The organism is Acinetobacter sp. YH01024 (assembly GCF_013420195.1).
GTDB classification, from domain to species: Bacteria; Pseudomonadota; Gammaproteobacteria; order Pseudomonadales; family Moraxellaceae; genus Acinetobacter; species Acinetobacter amyesii.
Map to the genome: position 1 here is coordinate 1 of NZ_VOYQ01000052.1, position 18,354 is coordinate 18,354.

At 37.2% G+C, this 18,354-nt stretch carries 16 protein-coding genes and 2 pseudogenes; 8 read left to right on the top strand and 10 right to left on the bottom strand.

From position 1 onward, the window contains the following. Positions 1-211 precede the first annotated feature (211 nt). From FTT88_RS15170 to FTT88_RS15190, 5 genes and pseudogenes are all read right to left on the bottom strand, one after another. A complete protein-coding gene (locus FTT88_RS15170; protein ID WP_001986288.1) occupies positions 212-433 on the bottom strand; it encodes a hypothetical protein in 222 nt (73 codons plus the stop codon). 33 nt (positions 434-466) lie between these two features. Continuing rightward, positions 467-1,666 carry an integrase arm-type DNA-binding domain-containing protein gene (locus FTT88_RS15175; protein WP_159138898.1) on the bottom strand — a complete coding sequence of 400 codons (1,200 nt, stop codon included), beginning with the start codon at positions 1,664-1,666 and terminating at the stop codon, positions 467-469. 421 nt (positions 1,667-2,087) lie between these two features. Then, positions 2,088-3,011 (bottom strand): annotated as a pseudogene (locus FTT88_RS15180) (ISL3 family transposase); the annotation flags it as partial. A gap of 130 nt (positions 3,012-3,141) precedes the next feature. After that, the gene (gene lnu(G) / locus FTT88_RS15185) at positions 3,142-3,945 is read right to left on the bottom strand and encodes a lincosamide nucleotidyltransferase Lnu(G) (protein ID WP_002333496.1); all 804 of its coding nucleotides are present in this window, start codon (positions 3,943-3,945) and stop codon (positions 3,142-3,144) included. Positions 3,946-4,224: 279 nt separating this feature from the next. Continuing rightward, positions 4,225-4,938 carry a phosphoribosyltransferase gene (locus tag FTT88_RS15190; RefSeq protein WP_001986287.1) on the bottom strand — a complete coding sequence of 238 codons (714 nt, stop codon included), beginning with the start codon at positions 4,936-4,938 and terminating at the stop codon, positions 4,225-4,227. Positions 4,939-5,796: 858 nt separating this feature from the next. On the opposite strand from FTT88_RS15190, the gene FTT88_RS15200 reads away from it, so the two are divergent. From FTT88_RS15200 to FTT88_RS15225, 6 genes and pseudogenes are all read left to right on the top strand, one after another. Then, complete coding sequence (locus tag FTT88_RS15200) at positions 5,797-6,507, top strand: hypothetical protein (protein ID WP_001052588.1); 711 nt, start codon at positions 5,797-5,799, stop codon at positions 6,505-6,507. A 12-nt stretch (positions 6,508-6,519) separates the two neighbouring features. Continuing rightward, entirely contained in the window at positions 6,520-7,626 is a 1,107-nt protein-coding gene (locus tag FTT88_RS15205) for an ImmA/IrrE family metallo-endopeptidase (protein WP_002046586.1), read from the top strand. Positions 7,627-7,872: 246 nt separating this feature from the next. Continuing rightward, positions 7,873-8,514, top strand: a complete 642-nt coding sequence (locus tag FTT88_RS15210) for an SOS response-associated peptidase (RefSeq protein WP_005245165.1) — start codon at positions 7,873-7,875, stop codon at positions 8,512-8,514. 111 nt (positions 8,515-8,625) lie between these two features. Next, positions 8,626-9,252, top strand: coding sequence for a LexA family transcriptional regulator (locus FTT88_RS15215; RefSeq protein WP_000038641.1), 627 nt, complete (start codon positions 8,626-8,628; stop codon positions 9,250-9,252). A 14-nt stretch (positions 9,253-9,266) separates the two neighbouring features. After that, positions 9,267-10,561 (top strand): annotated as a pseudogene (locus tag FTT88_RS15220) (Y-family DNA polymerase). 4 nt (positions 10,562-10,565) lie between these two features. Next, complete coding sequence (locus tag FTT88_RS15225; protein ID WP_000550047.1) at positions 10,566-10,784, top strand: hypothetical protein; 219 nt, start codon at positions 10,566-10,568, stop codon at positions 10,782-10,784. A gap of 144 nt (positions 10,785-10,928) precedes the next feature. Here the strand turns inward: FTT88_RS15225 and FTT88_RS17555 are convergent, their stop codons facing one another. From FTT88_RS17555 to FTT88_RS15240, 4 genes are read right to left on the bottom strand one after another with little or no spacing between them, the layout of a single operon-like run. Beyond that, positions 10,929-11,036 carry a hypothetical protein gene (locus tag FTT88_RS17555; RefSeq protein WP_372551473.1) on the bottom strand — a complete coding sequence of 36 codons (108 nt, stop codon included), beginning with the start codon at positions 11,034-11,036 and terminating at the stop codon, positions 10,929-10,931. Positions 11,037-11,096: 60 nt separating this feature from the next. Beyond that, positions 11,097-14,297, bottom strand: a complete 3,201-nt coding sequence (locus FTT88_RS15230) for a site-specific integrase (protein WP_002046149.1) — start codon at positions 14,295-14,297, stop codon at positions 11,097-11,099. 4 nt (positions 14,298-14,301) lie between these two features. Beyond that, a complete protein-coding gene (locus FTT88_RS15235; protein ID WP_002058482.1) occupies positions 14,302-16,641 on the bottom strand; it encodes a hypothetical protein in 2,340 nt (779 codons plus the stop codon). Positions 16,642-16,653: 12 nt separating this feature from the next. Then, complete coding sequence (locus FTT88_RS15240; protein WP_000911011.1) at positions 16,654-17,118, bottom strand: hypothetical protein; 465 nt, start codon at positions 17,116-17,118, stop codon at positions 16,654-16,656. 274 nt (positions 17,119-17,392) lie between these two features. On the opposite strand from FTT88_RS15240, the gene FTT88_RS15245 reads away from it, so the two are divergent. Together FTT88_RS15245 and FTT88_RS15250 are read left to right on the top strand one after the other, a co-directional pair. Then, positions 17,393-17,560 carry a YhfG family protein gene (locus tag FTT88_RS15245; RefSeq protein ID WP_002125865.1) on the top strand — a complete coding sequence of 56 codons (168 nt, stop codon included), beginning with the start codon at positions 17,393-17,395 and terminating at the stop codon, positions 17,558-17,560. 12 nt (positions 17,561-17,572) lie between these two features. After that, entirely contained in the window at positions 17,573-18,169 is a 597-nt protein-coding gene (locus tag FTT88_RS15250) for a putative adenosine monophosphate-protein transferase Fic (protein ID WP_159138897.1), read from the top strand. Between the two features lie 89 nt (positions 18,170-18,258). On the opposite strand, the gene FTT88_RS15255 is transcribed toward FTT88_RS15250, so the two are convergent. Next, on the bottom strand, positions 18,259-18,354 hold a 96-nt coding region (locus FTT88_RS15255; protein ID WP_179992416.1), incomplete at its 5' end, for a transposase domain-containing protein.

Genomic DNA, 18,354 nt, shown 5'->3' on the forward strand with positions numbered 1-18,354 from the left:
TTTGTGCCATTTTTCTTTATACTGTCACTTAGGCAGGCTGGACACTTGATTTCTAGAGTTATTCGCATTTCTCTATTTTATCAAAATCCAACCTGCTTTTTTTCAGCATACTTTTTGAAACACCACCAACAATTTATGTCCACGCCACGTTCTGCGGCTTCGAGGGCTAGTTTTTGTTGAACCACTGAGAACAAGGACAACAAACTGCCTACTATATTTTCCCGGAGAGTGGTGTAGGAACTTTTTCATTATTGCTAATCATATCAGCGACAACATCAGCAACGAGCTCCTCTATTCCTGAGAATGCTTTAGACTGATCCGCATCAAGCCAAGACAATGATGGAAACTCAGCACACAACCCAACATACTCATTATATTCTGCTGACCATGTAACACGGCAAGTATATTGTTTACTATCCATTTGAAACCCCATAATGTTTTAAGTCTATGTATAAAAGTACGATTTTCACTTAGCAGTACTTAAATAATCACCCCACCACTGCATCATTTCAGTCCGCTGGGCTAAATAGTCAGCGTGATTATAGCTGGCACGGGTACGGTTCTTATCAATATGTGAAAGTTGTGCCTCAATCCAGTTATCCTGGAACAAACCTGAGTCATTCAAAATGGTACTAAAAGTGGAACGTAGTCCATGAGAGGATAATTGATGTTTTCCATAGCCCATCTTACGTATAGCCATATTTAATGTATTAAAATGAATCGGTTGATTATGTTTCCGTGGGCTAGCAAAAATGTACTTTTCACCGTATGACCATTGCATGACGTCTTTTAAAATATCTAAAGCCTGATCTGAAAGTGGAACTAAGAAGTCGGGAATCTCATGGCCTAATATGACTTTTCGTCGAAACTGTTTAATATGCAAGGCAGGTATTTTCCAGATTTTTTCATTTAAATCAAAATGATGAGGCTCAGCCAATAACAATTCAGCCCCTCGCACGCCAGTATGTAATTTGAACAGCAGTGCTTTTTTAATAATCGGATGGGCATCCAATTTTAATAAATTTTTCTTAAAATCTGATATATCCTCCGCTTTCAAATACGGATAATTCTTCTTGATTTTACTGTTAATGGCGATTTTATTTAAACCATGCGCGATGTTGAATTCACAATAACCCATCGCTACAGCGTAGTCATAAATTTGGTTCAAATAACTACAAGCTTTCTTGACAGGTTCTTTTACTTGGCGTCCCTCTATTTTTTTGATTACTGAAACCAGGTCATAACGCTTGATGTTTTGAAAAGGTAAATCCTGAAGGTCTGGATAAATATCTTGCTGTAAACATCTTTCTGCTAACTGTAGTACACCGCAGCGGGGTGAATCATTAAATGCATTTTTCAGTTTGAACTGCAGCCACTCCTCCCCTACCTTACGAAAGGTGATGACATTAGAGACAGTATCATACTCAAAACAATAATTATTGTCTTTAAAGTCATCTTTGACTTGTCGTGCCTTTTTCAGCGATAAATCAGGATAAAGCCCCAACTGAATGCGGCGACGTTTTTTTGTTTGTGGATCTGTATAGCGATAGCACCAAGATTTTCTTCCAGTCGGCTCAATCTTCAGGCTAAGTCCATCTTCATCGGATAAAAAACAAGTTTTTTCCTTGCAATGAGCTTGGCGAACTTTAATTTCAGTAAGACTCATGAAATTTAAATGAAACCTATCAGCGGATTGACGAGATCCATTATATCAAAATAGAAGAAAATATATATGATGCGTACACTACGCATCATATATATTTGTAATATATTGTTTTATATATTTAATATTTTAAGTATTTGTATTTTAGTAACCATTATAAGTACCACCTCTTCTTTAAGTTCCCAACAACTCACTTTTTCTGTCATCAATGTTAAATAAGTCTTGTGCTTTAAATTCTTAGATGACCTCCTCTACCCTTTATTATCATTTTTATAAAAGTAACTATATGTACTCATTAAAATTTGTAGAGCTCAAAAACAAAAAAGACCGCTATATAGCAGTCTTTTAACTTAATTAAATAATAATGGGTATACGGATTTAATGGTTGATGGGGCACCTTTACCCCACCAACCTGATACCATTATCAGATGGTTGATAGATCGACCCCGTAGTTGAGTTCCTCTGCGAAGTCCGGCAGTCCGTAACCGATGGTTTTCTTGTAGAACGGAGAGACCTTCGCGGTCGGGGCCTTCTTCTTGTGCTTCGTGGTGTAGAGCATTCGTGCCCGCATCACCTCGAAGGAGTAACCACGTCCTTCACGGTTCTTGTCCTTGGCCAGTCGGTTGATGGACTCCGTGTAAGCGTTGGTGACGGGCATGTCCGTCTCGAAGTAGGTCATGATCTCTTCGCGCCAGTTGCCTACAGCCCTGACCAGATCGCTCCAGACTTCCTTCTGGCCCTTCGGGATGGTGGCTATCCACTCGTCCAGGGCGGCTTCTGCCTGGGGCCGTGTGGTAGCGTCCCAGATGCCGTAGAAACGTTCCTTGTGCTCGTAGGCGGCCAGCAGTTGTGGGAATGCGCCGGTCCAGGTCTCCATGATGAGGCGTTCCCGGTTTGAGACTTCGTGAGCGCGTTTCAGCAGGATTTTCCGGTCACCCTTGAGGGTTCGGCTCTGGGAGGGCATCAGCTCCTTCCTGAGGCCCTTGCGCACCTTCTCCAGGGCATCGTTGGCCATGCGCACCACATGGAACTTATCGACCACGATGCGGGCCTGTGGCAGCACCGCCTTGACCGCTGCTCGGTAGGGATTCCACATGTCCATGCTGACGATCTTGACCTTCTGCCGGTCTTTCATCTTCATCAGGTAGTTGGTCATCACGTCCTGACGGCGGGTGGCCAGCAGGTCGAGCAGGGTCCTCTCCTCGATGTTGGTCAGGATGCAGCGGTAGCGCTTGTTCAGGTACAACTCGTCAATGCCGAGAATGCGGGGCGTCTCGAAGCGGTGCCAGCGCCCCAGGAATTCGGCGCGGGCGTTGAAAATGTCGCGTACCGTCTTCTCGTCCAGGCCCGCAATATTATCAAGAGTAAACTATTAAAAATCCATTAAAATCAATACTTTCACTTTGAGAACATGTATTTAAAGTAAATAACAATTAAAGCCTGTATCTTAGTTATCACTTGAGATACAGGCTTTTTATTTATTCGTTCATATAATTAAACAGTTTGCCTAAAAAATCATCGCTAATGGTTAATTGATACTGTTTTTCAACGAGATTTCGAAGTTCCATAACGAGAAGCAAAGAGTTCTTATAGGCTTCATATAGTTCTAATTCATTTAATCGGGCAGTAGTCTTTTTAAACTTTTCATAGTTTTCAGGACTAATTTCTTTTTCAAGATTCTTTGTCATATTAAACCAATTATCGGCATTTTCTTCCGCAATTCGAATGAGTTGTAGTATATTTTTTTGTAATTGAGATAAAAGTTCCAGTGAACGTGCATTTTCCCCTCTTTTAAGAACATTAATCCCCATTAACCATAGGTTGGAAAAATTATTCAATAAAAAATTTACGTTTTCTTCTGTAAGTCTATTTGGTCCCGGACCTTCCAACTCTGATAAATACAATTCTAGTTGTCCTGTTTCATCATAAATAAACATTGCTTTTGTGTCAGGAATGTAGCCTGATTCTTTGAATGAAGGAATAATATTCATTTCGTTTTCGGAAAGGAAATGAAATTCACCACGTATTAGATTTTCAAAAATTACTACTTCCGTACCGTACTCATTTTGATAGAGTAAAGTGTAGGAAGCGACTTCATTTAGCCATTTTGCTGAATCAAAGGTGGAAATTGTATCATCTTTTAGAAAAACGTAATATTCTATATCAGAGTATTGATCTCCCTCTCCTTTTGTAAAAGAGCCATACATCATACAAGCAGATATTCGTTCATCTGACTGGACAAGTTCCTTAACCCTTGCCATTAGTTCCTTTTGTTTTAACAATTCGATTCCTTCTTTCTTTATTTTGATTCAGGGAGAAATAAAAAATCCTCCCAAATAATGTTGGAAGGATTAGTCATGTCACTTTTTAAGACACTCAAATAAAACTATTTAGCCTTTTTAGCTATTCAGTCTTACATTTATTTAGTATATGGAAAAATGGGCAGACTAATCCTAAGTTTTTAAACTGAAATATACTATTTCATTTGTTAAAAATTAGATCAACCAGAAATTCCGGATACCCATAATAATTAATTCATTTTCATCATAAGTGCATAAGCATCACGTTTGTTTTGACGCAATGATTCTATCTCGGACTTCGTCAGCTGTTTTACGAGAGTTGAGGATATACTTTGCTTCCCACTCTGTGAGCCTTTCGAAATCGTACCCGTAAATCGATTTCCACCATGCTTCAAGATTACCATATACATCCCTCAATTGCTGAAGAGTTTCTTTACTTAGAGCTAATTGTGATGAGTATTGTTTACCCGTCAGTGCATATGCTCCAATAACTTTATTCGTCCCAGTTGTTTCAATATGACCTTTTAATGCTGCAAAAGTACCACCTTGGGTCTGGGTATCATCAACAATAATAACACATTTATCATTGTTTATTGTCCCATCAAATGCTGGTGGGTTGGCTAATCTATGCCACCCATCACCGCCAGTTCTTGATACTTTTATAGCTTGAACTATATTCGTATCAACTTCAAGCCCAAGTTTCTTTGCTATAACTGCTGAAGTAGCTAAAGGAATCATATTACGACCGACTGCTTCCTCAGCATGTACAGGTACTATAATAGTTTCCCGACCATCGATAATTCTTTCTAGTTCAGCAATCGCCTCATCCGAAACTAAATCTTTAGCTAAAATATACGCACTTTCAACATCCCCTGCTTTAGCAGCTTCATACATGTAATGAGAGGTTGCATCTCCAAGACCACGGTCAATAACCGTTTTAGGAAACATATTCCAATCTGTGCGATATAACTTCATATTTTTAAATAAGTTTTAATGATGGCTAGCATTAAATTTTACACTAAATTTACCGCTAGCATCTCTTGGATATTATTTTTCGTATCAGGCAGCACTCTCAAAAGCCGTTTGTTTGGACAGTCCCCATGATCATACACGAGGCAGCTTCAAATACTTATGGGCCCATCCTATCCAGTTGTATCTTCTTGCATCACATGAATATTGTATACTCATTTTGACTACTTGAAAATTATGGAACAACGTCAATAAAAACAATAACTCTAGAGTCTTTAGTCGACATTCCTAAAAAGGTAAATTCAACATTTCTTTCCATATCATTTCTTTGTGTCTCTGGATGAACAAAAGAAACATAGCTTATTTCAAAGAATCGGGCTAGGGTTTTTATGCCAATGATTTTGTTCTCTTCATTAGCAATTAAAACATCTAATTCCAGATCAAACTCTTCTAATTATTTAATTAAATCTTTAACTTTCATTTTACTATCAACCTCTATGAATTATTTAAAAAATTAGCACAATGAAACTTGTGAAAAAAATGGATTTGAACAAAATTTTTTAGCAAAAAAAGCATAGCAACCAGAAAAATCTTTCCAGCAATCAACAAAAATATCCCCGTGTGCTTCCAGTTTACAACATTTTGACTACCACACTGCCCACAGTAGTAATAATAGCCTTTGATACGGCCACCGCATTCAGGACAATTTTTATGATTAATGAATAAGTTACTCAACGTCTCTTCTCCAAAATTCTTATTATCAAGTTGTAAGTGAAGATAGCACACATTTATAAAAAATGTCTTTTTTAAAACATCAAAAGATGTTATAAAAAAGACATTCGCTACTTTAGGATAACTTTTAAGATGAATTTAAATCTCCTTGATGAAGAATCAATCCAACCTTCTGAACCCACGCCATGTGATTTTTTCAAAGGTGAAAATGCTATCAAAAAAGCTAAACAGTTAGGATTACCTGATCTCGAGTTAGTCAGAAACGCAATTATGATCGGTGATGCTGACTATAGAACAAATACTCACTATAACCGTGCACGCTTTATTGCACGATGGGGAAAAATTGGAGAACAGATTGCTTTACTGCTTCGACAATCTGATCCTGCTTGGATATTCCACAATGACAGCCAGCCAAGAATTGAGAATACAGTAAAGAAAATACAAATTATCTTTATGAGCGGGAATATTGCATTGGGGTTAGCTGATCAAGTTGTATCAGCACACTGTGAAAAAGGATTAATGACATTAAATAATATTAAGGAGAATCAGTCTGCTTATGATGATGAGACAAAATTGAGAACATGGATTTTATACTTTCCTTCAGCATCACATCCAGCCTATAAAGACATTGATATCCCAAATATTCCTTTTGAATTTGCATACCCAACTAGCTTCGTACAGGACTTAAAAGCGAAAAAAATTTCAATTTTACCAAGTGACCATACTTGCAGAATTGCATTTGAAATAGATAATACAGTTCCTGTAAAAACTGATCCTAAGCCAGTATTGGAACCATCTAATGAAATTAAACCAGATGATTTTGATATTCAGCTTGTAGTTTAATCTGAGGTTAATGTGTTTAATAAAGATCGTTTACGTATTGCTAAAGAATTACGAGGACTTAGCAATACCGATTTCGCAGAAAAATTGAGTTGCTCTATCTCTAAGGTAAAGCAACTTTTAGACGTGGATAAAGAAATCAATGAAAATGATCAAGATGATATATGCCGTGTATTAAATTTACCCAAGTCATTCTTTGCAGGTAATGACACACAACCACATGAAACAGACCAAATCTTCTATAGATCGGTTGCTCGTATTAAAGCACAGCATAGAAAAGCTAATGAGGCATATACTCTTTTAGCAATAAATATTAACAAGTACTTAAATCAGAAAGTAAAGTTACCTACTTTTCACCGTCCTGATTTAGATATTACTGAGTTTTTGGGTGAATCTAAGTATGCCGATCACCTAGCGTCAGAGTTGAGAGGTTTATGGGCTTTAGGTAATCAACCTATTAATAACATTGTTTCGTTGTGTGAGCTAAAGGGAATCCGTGTCTTTAGATTACCGACTGAAATTCGAGAAATTGATGCACTATCTTTTTTTGATGATGAAAGTGGTAGCCCTTTCATATTTCTAAATACATTTAAGTCTGCCGAAAGAGCCCGCTTCGATTGTGCACACGAACTTGGTCATATCGTTATGCATACGCATAACAAAAAAATTCGTGTCGAGAAAGATAATCGTGTTCTCGAAACTGAAGCGGATCAATTTTCATCTGAATTTTTAATGCCAACAGATGCATTTCTTTCTACTGCTCCACGCTATTTTTCACTAGAAAATATGATTGAGTATAAAAAGATTTGGCGAACATCCCTGAAGGCTATTAACTATAAAGCTCACAAGCTGGGATTAGTTAGTGATTGGGTTAATCGTAGTAACTCTATAAAGATCAATTCGTTGGGCTACAACATTAATGAACCTGAAGAAACTCATCGAGATGAGAGTTTGATGTTGCCCAAAATTATCTCTGTTTTAGCCTCACAACCATCTTTTGATAAAAATAAAATGCTTGATGAAATTGGAATCTCTGAAGAAGATTTTAATCAATTAACATTTGATGCTTTAGTTAAAGTTGAGCCCCCGAAGAAAAAACATAAGTTATATATTGTCGAGTAATACAAACCTTCCTTAAAAATAATGCGCCTTACGGCGCACTATTTATGCAAAATCCTGATTAATTTTTTTATGACTTCACGCCCAACGTAGTTTTGCATCCCATAAGTCATACTTTAACTGAAAATGTAACTTGCCCCATCATGACTTTTTTCATATAGCCTACTTGAACTGACACCATAAATCCCATGTGTTCCATAAAGCATCGTATACAATTTCAGATAAATTCTTTAGTTATGTGATCAGGCTATGTGCTCAAATTACCTATTTCCAAATAAAAGAAATTTGACACTCTTAGGTGTCGATACAAGCCAGTTTGATCTTGAGCTTAAGGATCATGTATTCCCTTCCTATCATGCTCCAATCATTCTGAACGGCTCAGATCACTTAGAGCTTGATATTGCAAAGTTTGGATTACTACCGAGCTGGGCGAAAGAATTGAAGTTCAGCAGTCATACTTATAACGCCAGAACTGAGTCTGTAGCAGATAAGCCTAGCTTTCGACATGCTTGGAAGTACAGCAAGTTCTGCCTAGTCCCAGTACAAGAATTTTATGAGCCGAAATACATCAATGACAAGCCACACTGGTACACCATCAAGCGTAAAGATGATCAGCCTTTTACTGTTGCAGGGATCTATGATGATGCAGTGATTAATGGCAATAAGGTACGTTCCTTTTCAATGTTGACCATCAATTCGGACCATCACCCTTTTATGAAACAATTCCATGCACCGAAGGATGAGAAGCGATCCATCATCGTTATTCCAGAACAGTACAGAAAAGACTGGCTAACAGCCGATCATGAACATGCGCATGAATATTTCTTTCAAATGCCCGATGAATTCGTCACATTTCCACGCGATGAGCAGAAACAAAACGTCTTATTCTGACGCATCCTTGTTTATCCACAACTTTTTAAATTTGAATTTTAAACGCTGTTAGTAATATCCTATTTAAACAAATTCTACTTCCAAACACGCCTCGTAGCGTAGGAGTATCTCATGTCTAAGAAGTTGCCTATTTACTTCTCTGACGACGCATGGTCATCTTTACAAGAGCTCATGGGTCCAGAGGGTAAACCAAGTCCTACCATCAACACCGTGCTTGAACAAATCGCTGTTCAAAATGAGCTTGTTGAAAAATTAGGGCTTACTGCTGTCCTACCCAAATCCAAAGTATCTATTCCCGTCTCTTTAGAGCGTATTCCTGCAGGTCCGGCCTTCAGCACCAAGGATGAGCAAGACAAAGCACTCGATCTGAATGAGTTCCTGATTCACAACCCTATTTCTACTTTTATTGCCTATGTAGACAGTGAATCCATGCTCGATGCTGGCCTAGAGATTAATGATCCAATCATTATTGATCGCAGTATTGAAGCCAAGCATTACGATATCGTGGTTGCCCTGATTGATGACAATGCCTCGACCATTAAGCGGCTGATGATCACCAATAAGATGTCCAAGTCTGAAATCAAAGAAATATTTGGAGATGAAGATTATCCGCTTCCAGAACTTTGGTTGAAGGCTGAAAATTCGAATTACAATCACATCATTCCTGATGATAGTCAGACCATATCAATCTGGGGTGTGGTGACTTTTAATTTAAAGCGTATTTATCACCGCTCATAAAAAGAAGAATAACCATGCAAAGTGAAAATGAAATATTCGCGTTAGTCGACGTGAATAATTGCTACGTCTCGTGTGAGCGTGTGTTTAATCCTGCCTTGAATGATCGCCCAACCATTGTGCTCAGCAACAATGACGGCTGTGCCGTGGCCAGAAGCCAGGAAGCGAAAGACTTAGGCATCAAGATGGGTGTTCCTGTATTCCAAATTAAAGAGCTGATCAAACAACATAACATTCAGGTGCTATCCAGTAATTTCTCCTTATATGGCGAAATGTCCAAGCGCTTTATGGAGCTGCCTGGGGACTATGTTGCACCAGGAGATACAAGGTCTATTCCATTGATGAATGCTTTCTGAAGCTCACAGCTTACGAGCATCTATTTGACCTGACTGTATATGCTCAAGACATGAGGGCTAAGGCTTGGCGTTGGTTAGGCCTACCCTGCTGTATTGGAATTGGTCGCTCTAAAACCGAAGCCAAGATTGCCAATCATCTCGCCAAGAAAAACAAGTTCTTCAATGGGGTCTGTAATCTGGCCCATATGGACCCATGCTCTACAGAAACGCTACTCGCGCAGGTTGATGTGTCTGAGGTTTGGGGCGTAGGCAGACAGAACTGTAAGAAGCTCAATACTATGGGTGTTCAATCTGTGCTGGATCTGATCAATGCCAATCCTAAAGAAATCAAAAAGCAGTTTAGTATCGTGATGGAAAAGACGGTGCTTGAGCTACAGGGCCTTTCTTGTATTGACCTTAGTGATGATACTGTAGCGAAGAAGCAAATCATCAGCAGCCGTTCATATGGCAACCCAGTGTATGAAATGGATGACATTAAAGCTTCGGTTCGGCTTTATGTGGCCAGAGCCGTGAAACGAATGCGGGAAGATGGCTCAATCTGCAAGATGATCGGCGTGTATATCCAAACCAGTCGCTTTGATAATACAGAGCGCTACTCGCCTTACATCGTCGTTCAAATGCATGAGCATACGGATGATCTACTGCTCATCACCAAGGCCGCGATGAAAGGCATCGATCAGATATTTAAGAAAGGCTTTAAGTATAAAAAGGCGGGAATCGTGCTGCTCGAAATTACAGATCAATCCAAGTTTGTGCCCGATCTATTCACGGACTATTCACATAAGCAAGAGCGAGAAAGGCTTTCAGATGCCGTCGAAGCCATCAGTGAACGGTTTGGGAAGAATCTCGTCACGCTAGGCATTGCCAACAATAAAGAAGCCACATGGCACATGAATCAAAACCTTAGATCACCTTCGTATTTAACCAAATGGTCTGACTTACCAAGAGTAGGATAAAAACATGCACTTATTTAAATTAACTGACGAACAACTCGCACAAATTCTTATCCCGAAACGATTTGTACCACCTACTCCACCTGAACATGAAGGCAAGAATATGGTCTATGTATTTGATAGTGAGGATAAGTTTGAACTGACTTATGATGAGCTGGTGGAAATCATTAGCAAAGCTAGAATGGCTGGTCCGAAGTTGATACCTGTCTTAGGCACCGTGAATTAAATTGTGCAGTGTTCGCACGCCACTTGAAACATAACTTGATTGGAAATGAATTTGGGCTGAGAAAAATTCAGTTCAAATTTAACCTGACGGGCACACTAAAAAATGGGTAATTGTCAGATCGAGTTTGGACTACAACACTTTAGCTCATCGATTTACCATACCGCTAATCTTCACACCATTTTCGTAAATCCAGCGATCAAACTGTGATACTACATTCCGCTTATTAATCCAAGTCAGCATGGTGCTTTTCATAAAGGCAGTTTACTTATAAACAGGGAAATTTCTAAACAATTCCCCTTTAACATGCTTAGGCTATTTGATCCAGAGTTCATCTTTTTGCATCATTTTTAACATTAAATTAAATATAACCAGCGGAGTAACATTTTTTTTGTTAGAGCCGACAACTCTTTGAAAACTAAATTTAACGGTTCGCTCAGGAGCATCCAAATTAACTGGGTAGTTTTGTTTTTCTAAATACAGATGATCTCCTAACATTGGCTCTATACCAGTAATAAAATTAACAATTTGTTGCTCATCACCTTTCATTCGGCATTGAAAATGTAGAAAATTCTTACGCAGTTTTCCAAATAATAATAATATTTTAAGCGCCTTAACCATGTTCTTTTCTTTCAGTGCATCTTGCTGCCTATCATCTTTATAATGAAAATCAAGGAGAGGAATTATTTCATCTGGACGAGTCAGTTTTTTAGCCTTTTCGTAAAGTTCATCAAACCAACTCTCTTCTAAATTCTTACTATAAACATAATTCGTTTTTAAATTAAATTTTTGGCGATCCATCCATTTAGTGCTCATCCATTGACATCGTTGCATCCATTCTTGAGCTTGGGTATCTTCGCTTAAACGACCTTCTCTAAAACTTATCAAACGTTGAAAAGGTGTCAGAGTACTCTTCTCTATACTAAACTTCTTTTCTTGTCGGCCAGCCATCGTAACTGGCTGTGTTTGCTGATAAGAATTAAACCATTTCTGCTGCTGAGTATAACGATTTAGGTTTATGTAGTCTGTACTTGACTTCACTGGACTAAAACACTGTTCTAATACTTTTTTTGAAATGATACACGGCGAATTATAAATTCGATCGACTGCTAATAAATCCAAAACATGAAGGTAATTTGAAGCCGTTTGCTCAATACTGCTATGCCCCATCCAAGAGGCGAGCACCTGCCATTTATGTTGAATAATCTCTTCTTGAGCACGTGCTTTCATACCAAACAATAAATCCCTCATCTTTTTTGCTTTTACCCAAGGACAATCTGTGTAGGTCTTGATCATTTCTTTTGAACCGAGCAAAGTTATTGCTAGATAGTTAGCAGCACTGTGGCGTAATGTATGAAAACTAAAGCCATGATGCATACCTAATATTTGACTAAACAAATCTACTGTAATTTTGCTGATACATTGATCAGTTAATACACGATGATTCACACTAAAAAGTAGATCATCCTGCTGATTAACCAAATATTGCTCATAACGATGTTGTATGTAACGTTGTACTACTAAAAACTCATGTTCTGACAATGCAATTTTCAATGGTATTTGACGATTCGCACTTCGCGTTTTCAGACGGCGATATGAATTGTCTTGGATATGAAGCGTGATATTATTAAAAACTGTATTTTCTTTTTCTTTATAAAGTAGCTCTGGGCAAATAATATCTTGTATTTTAAGACAACGAACTTCATTTAATCGAAGTCCAGTTCTATAACTTAGTAAATACATCAGCTTTAAACAACTCAGATGATCGACCCACTCTGATGCCGTTGGCTCTTGACTTAAATTTTCTAGTTTTTCCAATAATTTGCCAAATAGCAAAGGACTCACTAGCCGTGCATTGCAAATTTGTAAATGCTTAAAACTTGAATTCTGTAACACCAATACCCCTGGAGCATCATAATTCTCTATACAGAATTGATGAAAATCTTTTAGGCGACCAAAACGGTATTCTGCGCTTTGGTGCATCTTACGAGAGGTTTTTCCTTTCACCGAATCTCGTTGAACTGCTTTTTCATCACGTTCACTGCTGTATTTCAATAGCTGCCGATATAAATCCTCATAGTCATCTATGGATTGTTGCTTTAAATCTAATTTATTGAGCCAAATCTCAAATATAAATTCTTTGCCAAACGATCCTAAGTAGCTTTCAATAGTTGATAATTGAAGCCCTCGTTTTTTTAAATGCATTAACCAGTGAATTAAGCGTAGTTGAGCATCAATTAAAGACTTTTCCTCCGTATTAGCATCAACTATCTTCTCCTCTAACACCCTTCTAGTTTCTTGCCAAAAACGTAGCGTGCGTTCTTCTTTATTCCTCTTTTTATCTAAACGCTCAACTTTTTGACCTTTACGTTTCTTTTGACCAAACAACATCAACTCATACGGAATCGTTTGTAATTTGCTTTGAACAGTCGGAACTTCAGGAAGTAACTGCTCTTGTTCAAAATGAATAGGGCGATTATCTGGTTCTGTGACTTGATTGTAATCATTATTCCACAGCAATCTAAATTCGGATGGCCTTAAAGCAACAGTATTAATCTCTTGCTGAAGCACATTACTCAAAAATATATCTATGCTGAGGTTTGGATTAAATTCGAGTACCATTTGCACATCATTAAATGCACGAAATCCACGGCGTTTAATTTGATATTGCAGATCCCCAAGACTTTTTTTCCTGCCTATCTTACTCAAGCTTTCTAAAATACAATCTTCAACTGAATGTTGCAGACAAAATTCTTTCTGAGTAGCTTTCAACTTTTTTAAATATTGCAAAATGAACTGCGCATATGGGTTAAAAAAAACATGTTTCCATTGGTACAACTTTCCCTGTTCTACATCGTTGCCATATTGAGAGTTTTCAACACGATAATGTAGTAACAATGGATTAGTGATTTTTTTGTAGTCCGAATGGTATAACCGAAAACAATTCAGATCTGTACCAAGCTCAATGGCCTCCTGCAATTGCTTCTGAATAGCAATCAAATGCTGTTCATCTGCACAGCCTGAAATATATATAAAACTTAAGCATAAATTTCCCCATAAGTACTTTGGTTCATTCCAATATTCAAATGAATCTTGCCAATACTGCCTTAATTCCTTAAGTACATGGATATGTAGATGCCCCTGTTCTAACCGTGACTCTGTACTCTCAATTTTTCTAGGCAGTACGATCCGTTTAGTATGTGGATTTAGCTTAATTCTGTATGATTTTTTATCTACATTCTGGTTGAATTGCTTCCTTCTTTTATTAAATTCATCTTCAGTAAATTGCATCAGTTTTGATTGTTCGTCTCGGCTCAACTTTTGACTCAAACAATCAACACTATCTTTAATGTCATGCCATTTTTCAGCGATCTGCTGATCAAGTTTTTGCTGCATTTCTTTCGTCAATACTTCAGGTGGAGAAGGCTGTCTATCTAGCGACTTTTTCACCATTTTATGAATATCAACAAATAGATCATCTAGTTGTGGTTTTATTAGTTCTTTGATTTTTTGCATACAACTATTTTCGCTCTAAGTGTTTAATCGATAAAGATTTGACATTATCTTGCAATTGCTGGCGGGCTTGCTGTACATAGACATTCGGGATAAGTGAAGAATGCGGATGAAAAGCCTCTCGGTCACGTTGGTCATGACCATACAGGGCCTGAATTAAGTGAAAAGCTAATGCTGGTTTACCCTCTTGCTGCTCATGCATCAAAAAGTTCATGTCAAAATGACGTAACCAATTCGAATACATATTCTTTGGAAAGACTCCTTGCATATATGAATTCACCCATTTTCTCGATAAAGGGATTAACTTAATTTTCCTGCTCTGCCATTCTTTGACAGTTATCGGCAAGATATCTTTACTAAAAATGACCTTACCAAAAAGATCATTTACAGTTATCTTCTTCTTTGCAAAGACTTGTCTAAAAAATGAACCGTACGCTTCAATAATTTGTTCTAAAAAGGCAGTGTAATTTTGCAGTGTTTTTATGAAAAAATCAGATAAAGGGATAAAACGACCATCTTTTCTTGCTTTACTATTTTTTTTATCATTCACATATAAAAGCTTGAGCTCAACACAATAATCATCCAAATTCCCCAACAGGTTTTTTTTAGGCCGACTTGCCAAACTCAACAAACTGATATGCCACATCCAACACGCATATGCATTAAGTTGATTAATAATGTGCTTATCTTCTTGGATGTTTTCGTGACAATGTCTATGTAAAATATGGAATTGCTCTTTCACAAAATTGGGTTCAAGTGCCAGTTGGCTCCCTATCCTTCCTATAGATAATGCAGATTGTACTTTGAATTGTTGTTGCAATATTTTTAGTTCAGCCGTGTCTTCAGTAAAATGTGTGGAATGTGGTGTAAGTGCTTTTTCTAAAAAGGCTAGATATGTGCTACTGAGTTGAGTTTTCGGTAGCCCGCCATAATAGATACCAGGCATGTGATGCTGACTATCCCGCCCAGCAATTACATGAGCAAGATATTCATTATATGTTTCATAATATATATGAAAATATAATTGAGCCTGCAGTTTTTCTACAGTGATCGAACCTACAAACCGATTATCAAGCCAATTCTTAAGTTTCGTATTAATGTGTGTTGATGAAATTAGTGGATTCGATGCTTGTTCTATATAGTCAAACCAAGCAGAAGGTAAATGTAGTTGATGTGTCATCACTTCATTCCACCGCACATGATTTAAGCTCTTAATCTTCTGCTCTGTAATTTTAAGATTTAATTTGAGTAAATATTCGCGACGTCTACTTGAACCATTCTGGATCAAAATTCCATCTTGAATAAGCTCGTTAAAATCCATCAGTGCGACGGGTGATAATCCCGTCAAAAGTGACAATAAACATGCTGCAGCGATTGCAGCATCCCTCCAGTGCCCGGATAACTCGGTTCTCAACACATAAACAATTTGCTTCAGTATATCTGGCGCCAAATAATGTGGATTTGTAACAAAAGGAGCATGACGGCGCTGGCGATGCCGCATTAGATGCGTCGCATTATCGCTGAGTATATAATTTAAATTTTTAGACTTTTCATCTTCTGAATAAAACTCCATTTCAGGATCTAATAGATCAACTTCACCCTCTTCATCTTTGTGAAGAGCGGCATCATAAATACTGATCTTTGCGTTATGTCCAATATCTACTTGCTTACCCGTTTTAATTTCACGAAATTTTTTGAGTTCATTTTTCGTCGGCCATTGCAAAACTTTACTTTTTTTTGACTTACGCTGACGATGAACAACACGACGATCATCAAGTCTTTTAAAAATTATTAATAGAGCCGATAAATACTCTATGGCTTGTACTTGTTTGAAATCTTTAATATTAAAAAGTTGATTACGATCCTCCTTTTTCAAGTTACGTTCGTACATGACATAGCGATTTAGTAGCTCACTGCATTCTTGAAATAATTCAGCATGATTAGAATCCAGAACATATCGTGATACATAGCGAAAGAGATCACAAACATGTTTTTGCTTATTCTCAGCTTTATCAATTTTTGCAAATTCTTGATACTGCCGATATGTTAAAAAACTCGCTTGTAGAATCAAATAACGTTCAGACGACAGCTCTTGAGTATTACTAGTAGTCGGGCATGCAAAATAACTTAAAGAAGCTAGATAATAATATTTACCTAATTGTCTAGAACTAGATATATAGCCATATATCTGTTGTGCTTCCTTATATAGAGCATGGGCTTTTTCACGTAAATCATCTGATAGATCGACAAATTGTGTATTCACAACATGATTGCGTAATAAACAATAATCTTTTTGGAATTTTTCTGCTAAATCTAAGAATTGCTCTTCTGTTTCAATCTTTGGCATATTCGCTTTCGCTTAATTTTTTATCAAATTGCATTGGTTAAATTCATTACGATCTGAACAATTTGGTAAAAGTTGATCTTTTATTGAACTCTTTGTCAGCTTAAAAAATCTAGCAAAAAATTTAGCATCCAGCTCTTTCTGAGCTTTTCTCTCAAAGCACAAGTGTTGCTGTGATTTTTCGATAAAATCATCAAGATTATGTATCAACTGTAAGATTGCAACATAATTAGAATGTACACGTAAGCATGGCTCCGTTTGCATTAATAGCAATATTTTTTGCCAAATTTTCACATAGATTATTTTGAACTTTGCTTGTACTACTACTTTCTGGCTCTGTTTAATCTTTTTGATTTTCAGTAGTTCTGAGTTAATTTTTACTATCTTAAATTGAACATTTTGTCGCTCAAAGCAAAAGGGCATGATAAATTGCCCCATAAATATCTCTATATTTTTTACTAAATAGTCAAATTTTAACATTTTTATCGATATAAAAAATGAGCATATCTTTGTATATTAAAATTCATTTAATTTATCAACTAAATTTTCTCAAAATTACAATTATCAACAAATACATATGGTTTACTTATCATGGGTGGTCTAAATTTTAAAAATTCTTCCACTTTTTTTTAGTTTTCTGTTATTACATGAAACAATACCGTTGTATTACATTTTGAAATGCTGTGTATGCAGCATTGATCAAAAAGATTCTCTGCTATACTTACTTCACGTGTAGCATCAATGGAGTTTCGAAATGCTCAGAACCACTGAACAGAAAAAAAAATATATTCAAGCGACACGTGCGCAAAACTATCAAGCCAGCCTAAAGCTTGAAGGCATTACAACGACAGCTCAAACAACTCAACAAAGTAAAGCTGAAATCTTGCAAAAATATAAGAAGTATTCGCAACCCGAAACTTAGTCAGGTGCATGTATGGATAAATATGGGGAAATGGGTGACAGCCTGTATTGTTACCCTGGCACAAATATCCTAAAGAACAAACTCAATATTCATGATGAACAAATTTTAGAACAAGCTGAACTAGAACTGTCTGGATTGGCAAGTAACTTAATTGAATATGCTGAACCACCTTACGACTTACAATACTTAAAATCAATTCATGCGCAGCTCTTTGGCGACTTATACGACTGGGCAGGAAAGTTAAGACAAATCGATATTTCCAAAGGTGACACCCGTTTTTGTAATTTTTCCCGTATTGAAATTGAAACCAATAAACTACTCAAACCGCTTCAAGAAAAAAAATACTTTCAAGGCTTAGCAGCACAACAACTGATTCCTCAACTTGCCGACTTGTATTGTGAGCTTAATGTCATACACCCATTCCGTGAAGGTAATGGACGTACACAACGGATTTTCTTTGAGCATCTGATTGCTCATTGTGGTTATGGTATTGATTGGTCTCGCATTGACTCTCAACAACAATGGATTCAAGCCAATATTGAAGGTTTTTATGGTAATTTAAATCCATTAATTAAGATTTTTGAAATATGCTTTATTCAAAATACCTAAAATTTAAGTAGTCGAAGCCCACAATCCTTAATGAGCCATCATCTTTGCTTCAATCCACGTAAGCGTCCGCTGAACCCCATGCCTATTTTTTAATTCGATTTAGGTTTCCAGCGGTGTGGTAGCAATTCTTCAATCTGAGTCACTTTATGTGTCGGCAACCTTTTCAGCACATCACTTAAATAGGC

Bases quoted from the DNA above. Each gene is read 5' to 3' on its own strand.
- FTT88_RS15170 (WP_001986288.1), bottom strand. From the start codon at position 433: ATGGGGTTTCAAATGGATAGTAAACAATATACTTGCCGTGTTACATGG.
- FTT88_RS15175 (WP_159138898.1), bottom strand. From the start codon at position 1,666: ATGAGTCTTACTGAAATTAAAGTTCGCCAAGCTCATTGCAAGGAAAAA.
- FTT88_RS15190 (WP_001986287.1), bottom strand. From the start codon at position 4,938: ATGAAGTTATATCGCACAGATTGGAATATGTTTCCTAAAACGGTTATT.
- FTT88_RS15200 (WP_001052588.1), top strand. From the start codon at position 5,797: ATGAATTTAAATCTCCTTGATGAAGAATCAATCCAACCTTCTGAACCC.
- FTT88_RS15210 (WP_005245165.1), top strand. From the start codon at position 7,873: ATGTGCTCAAATTACCTATTTCCAAATAAAAGAAATTTGACACTCTTA.
- FTT88_RS15215 (WP_000038641.1), top strand. From the start codon at position 8,626: ATGTCTAAGAAGTTGCCTATTTACTTCTCTGACGACGCATGGTCATCT.
- FTT88_RS15225 (WP_000550047.1), top strand. From the start codon at position 10,566: ATGCACTTATTTAAATTAACTGACGAACAACTCGCACAAATTCTTATC.
- FTT88_RS17555 (WP_372551473.1), bottom strand. From the start codon at position 11,036: ATGAAAAGCACCATGCTGACTTGGATTAATAAGCGGAATGTAGTATCA.
- FTT88_RS15230 (WP_002046149.1), bottom strand. From the start codon at position 14,297: ATGCAAAAAATCAAAGAACTAATAAAACCACAACTAGATGATCTATTT.
- FTT88_RS15235 (WP_002058482.1), bottom strand. From the start codon at position 16,641: ATGCCAAAGATTGAAACAGAAGAGCAATTCTTAGATTTAGCAGAAAAA.
- FTT88_RS15240 (WP_000911011.1), bottom strand. From the start codon at position 17,118: ATGTTAAAATTTGACTATTTAGTAAAAAATATAGAGATATTTATGGGG.
- FTT88_RS15245 (WP_002125865.1), top strand. From the start codon at position 17,393: ATGCTCAGAACCACTGAACAGAAAAAAAAATATATTCAAGCGACACGT.
- FTT88_RS15250 (WP_159138897.1), top strand. From the start codon at position 17,573: ATGGATAAATATGGGGAAATGGGTGACAGCCTGTATTGTTACCCTGGC.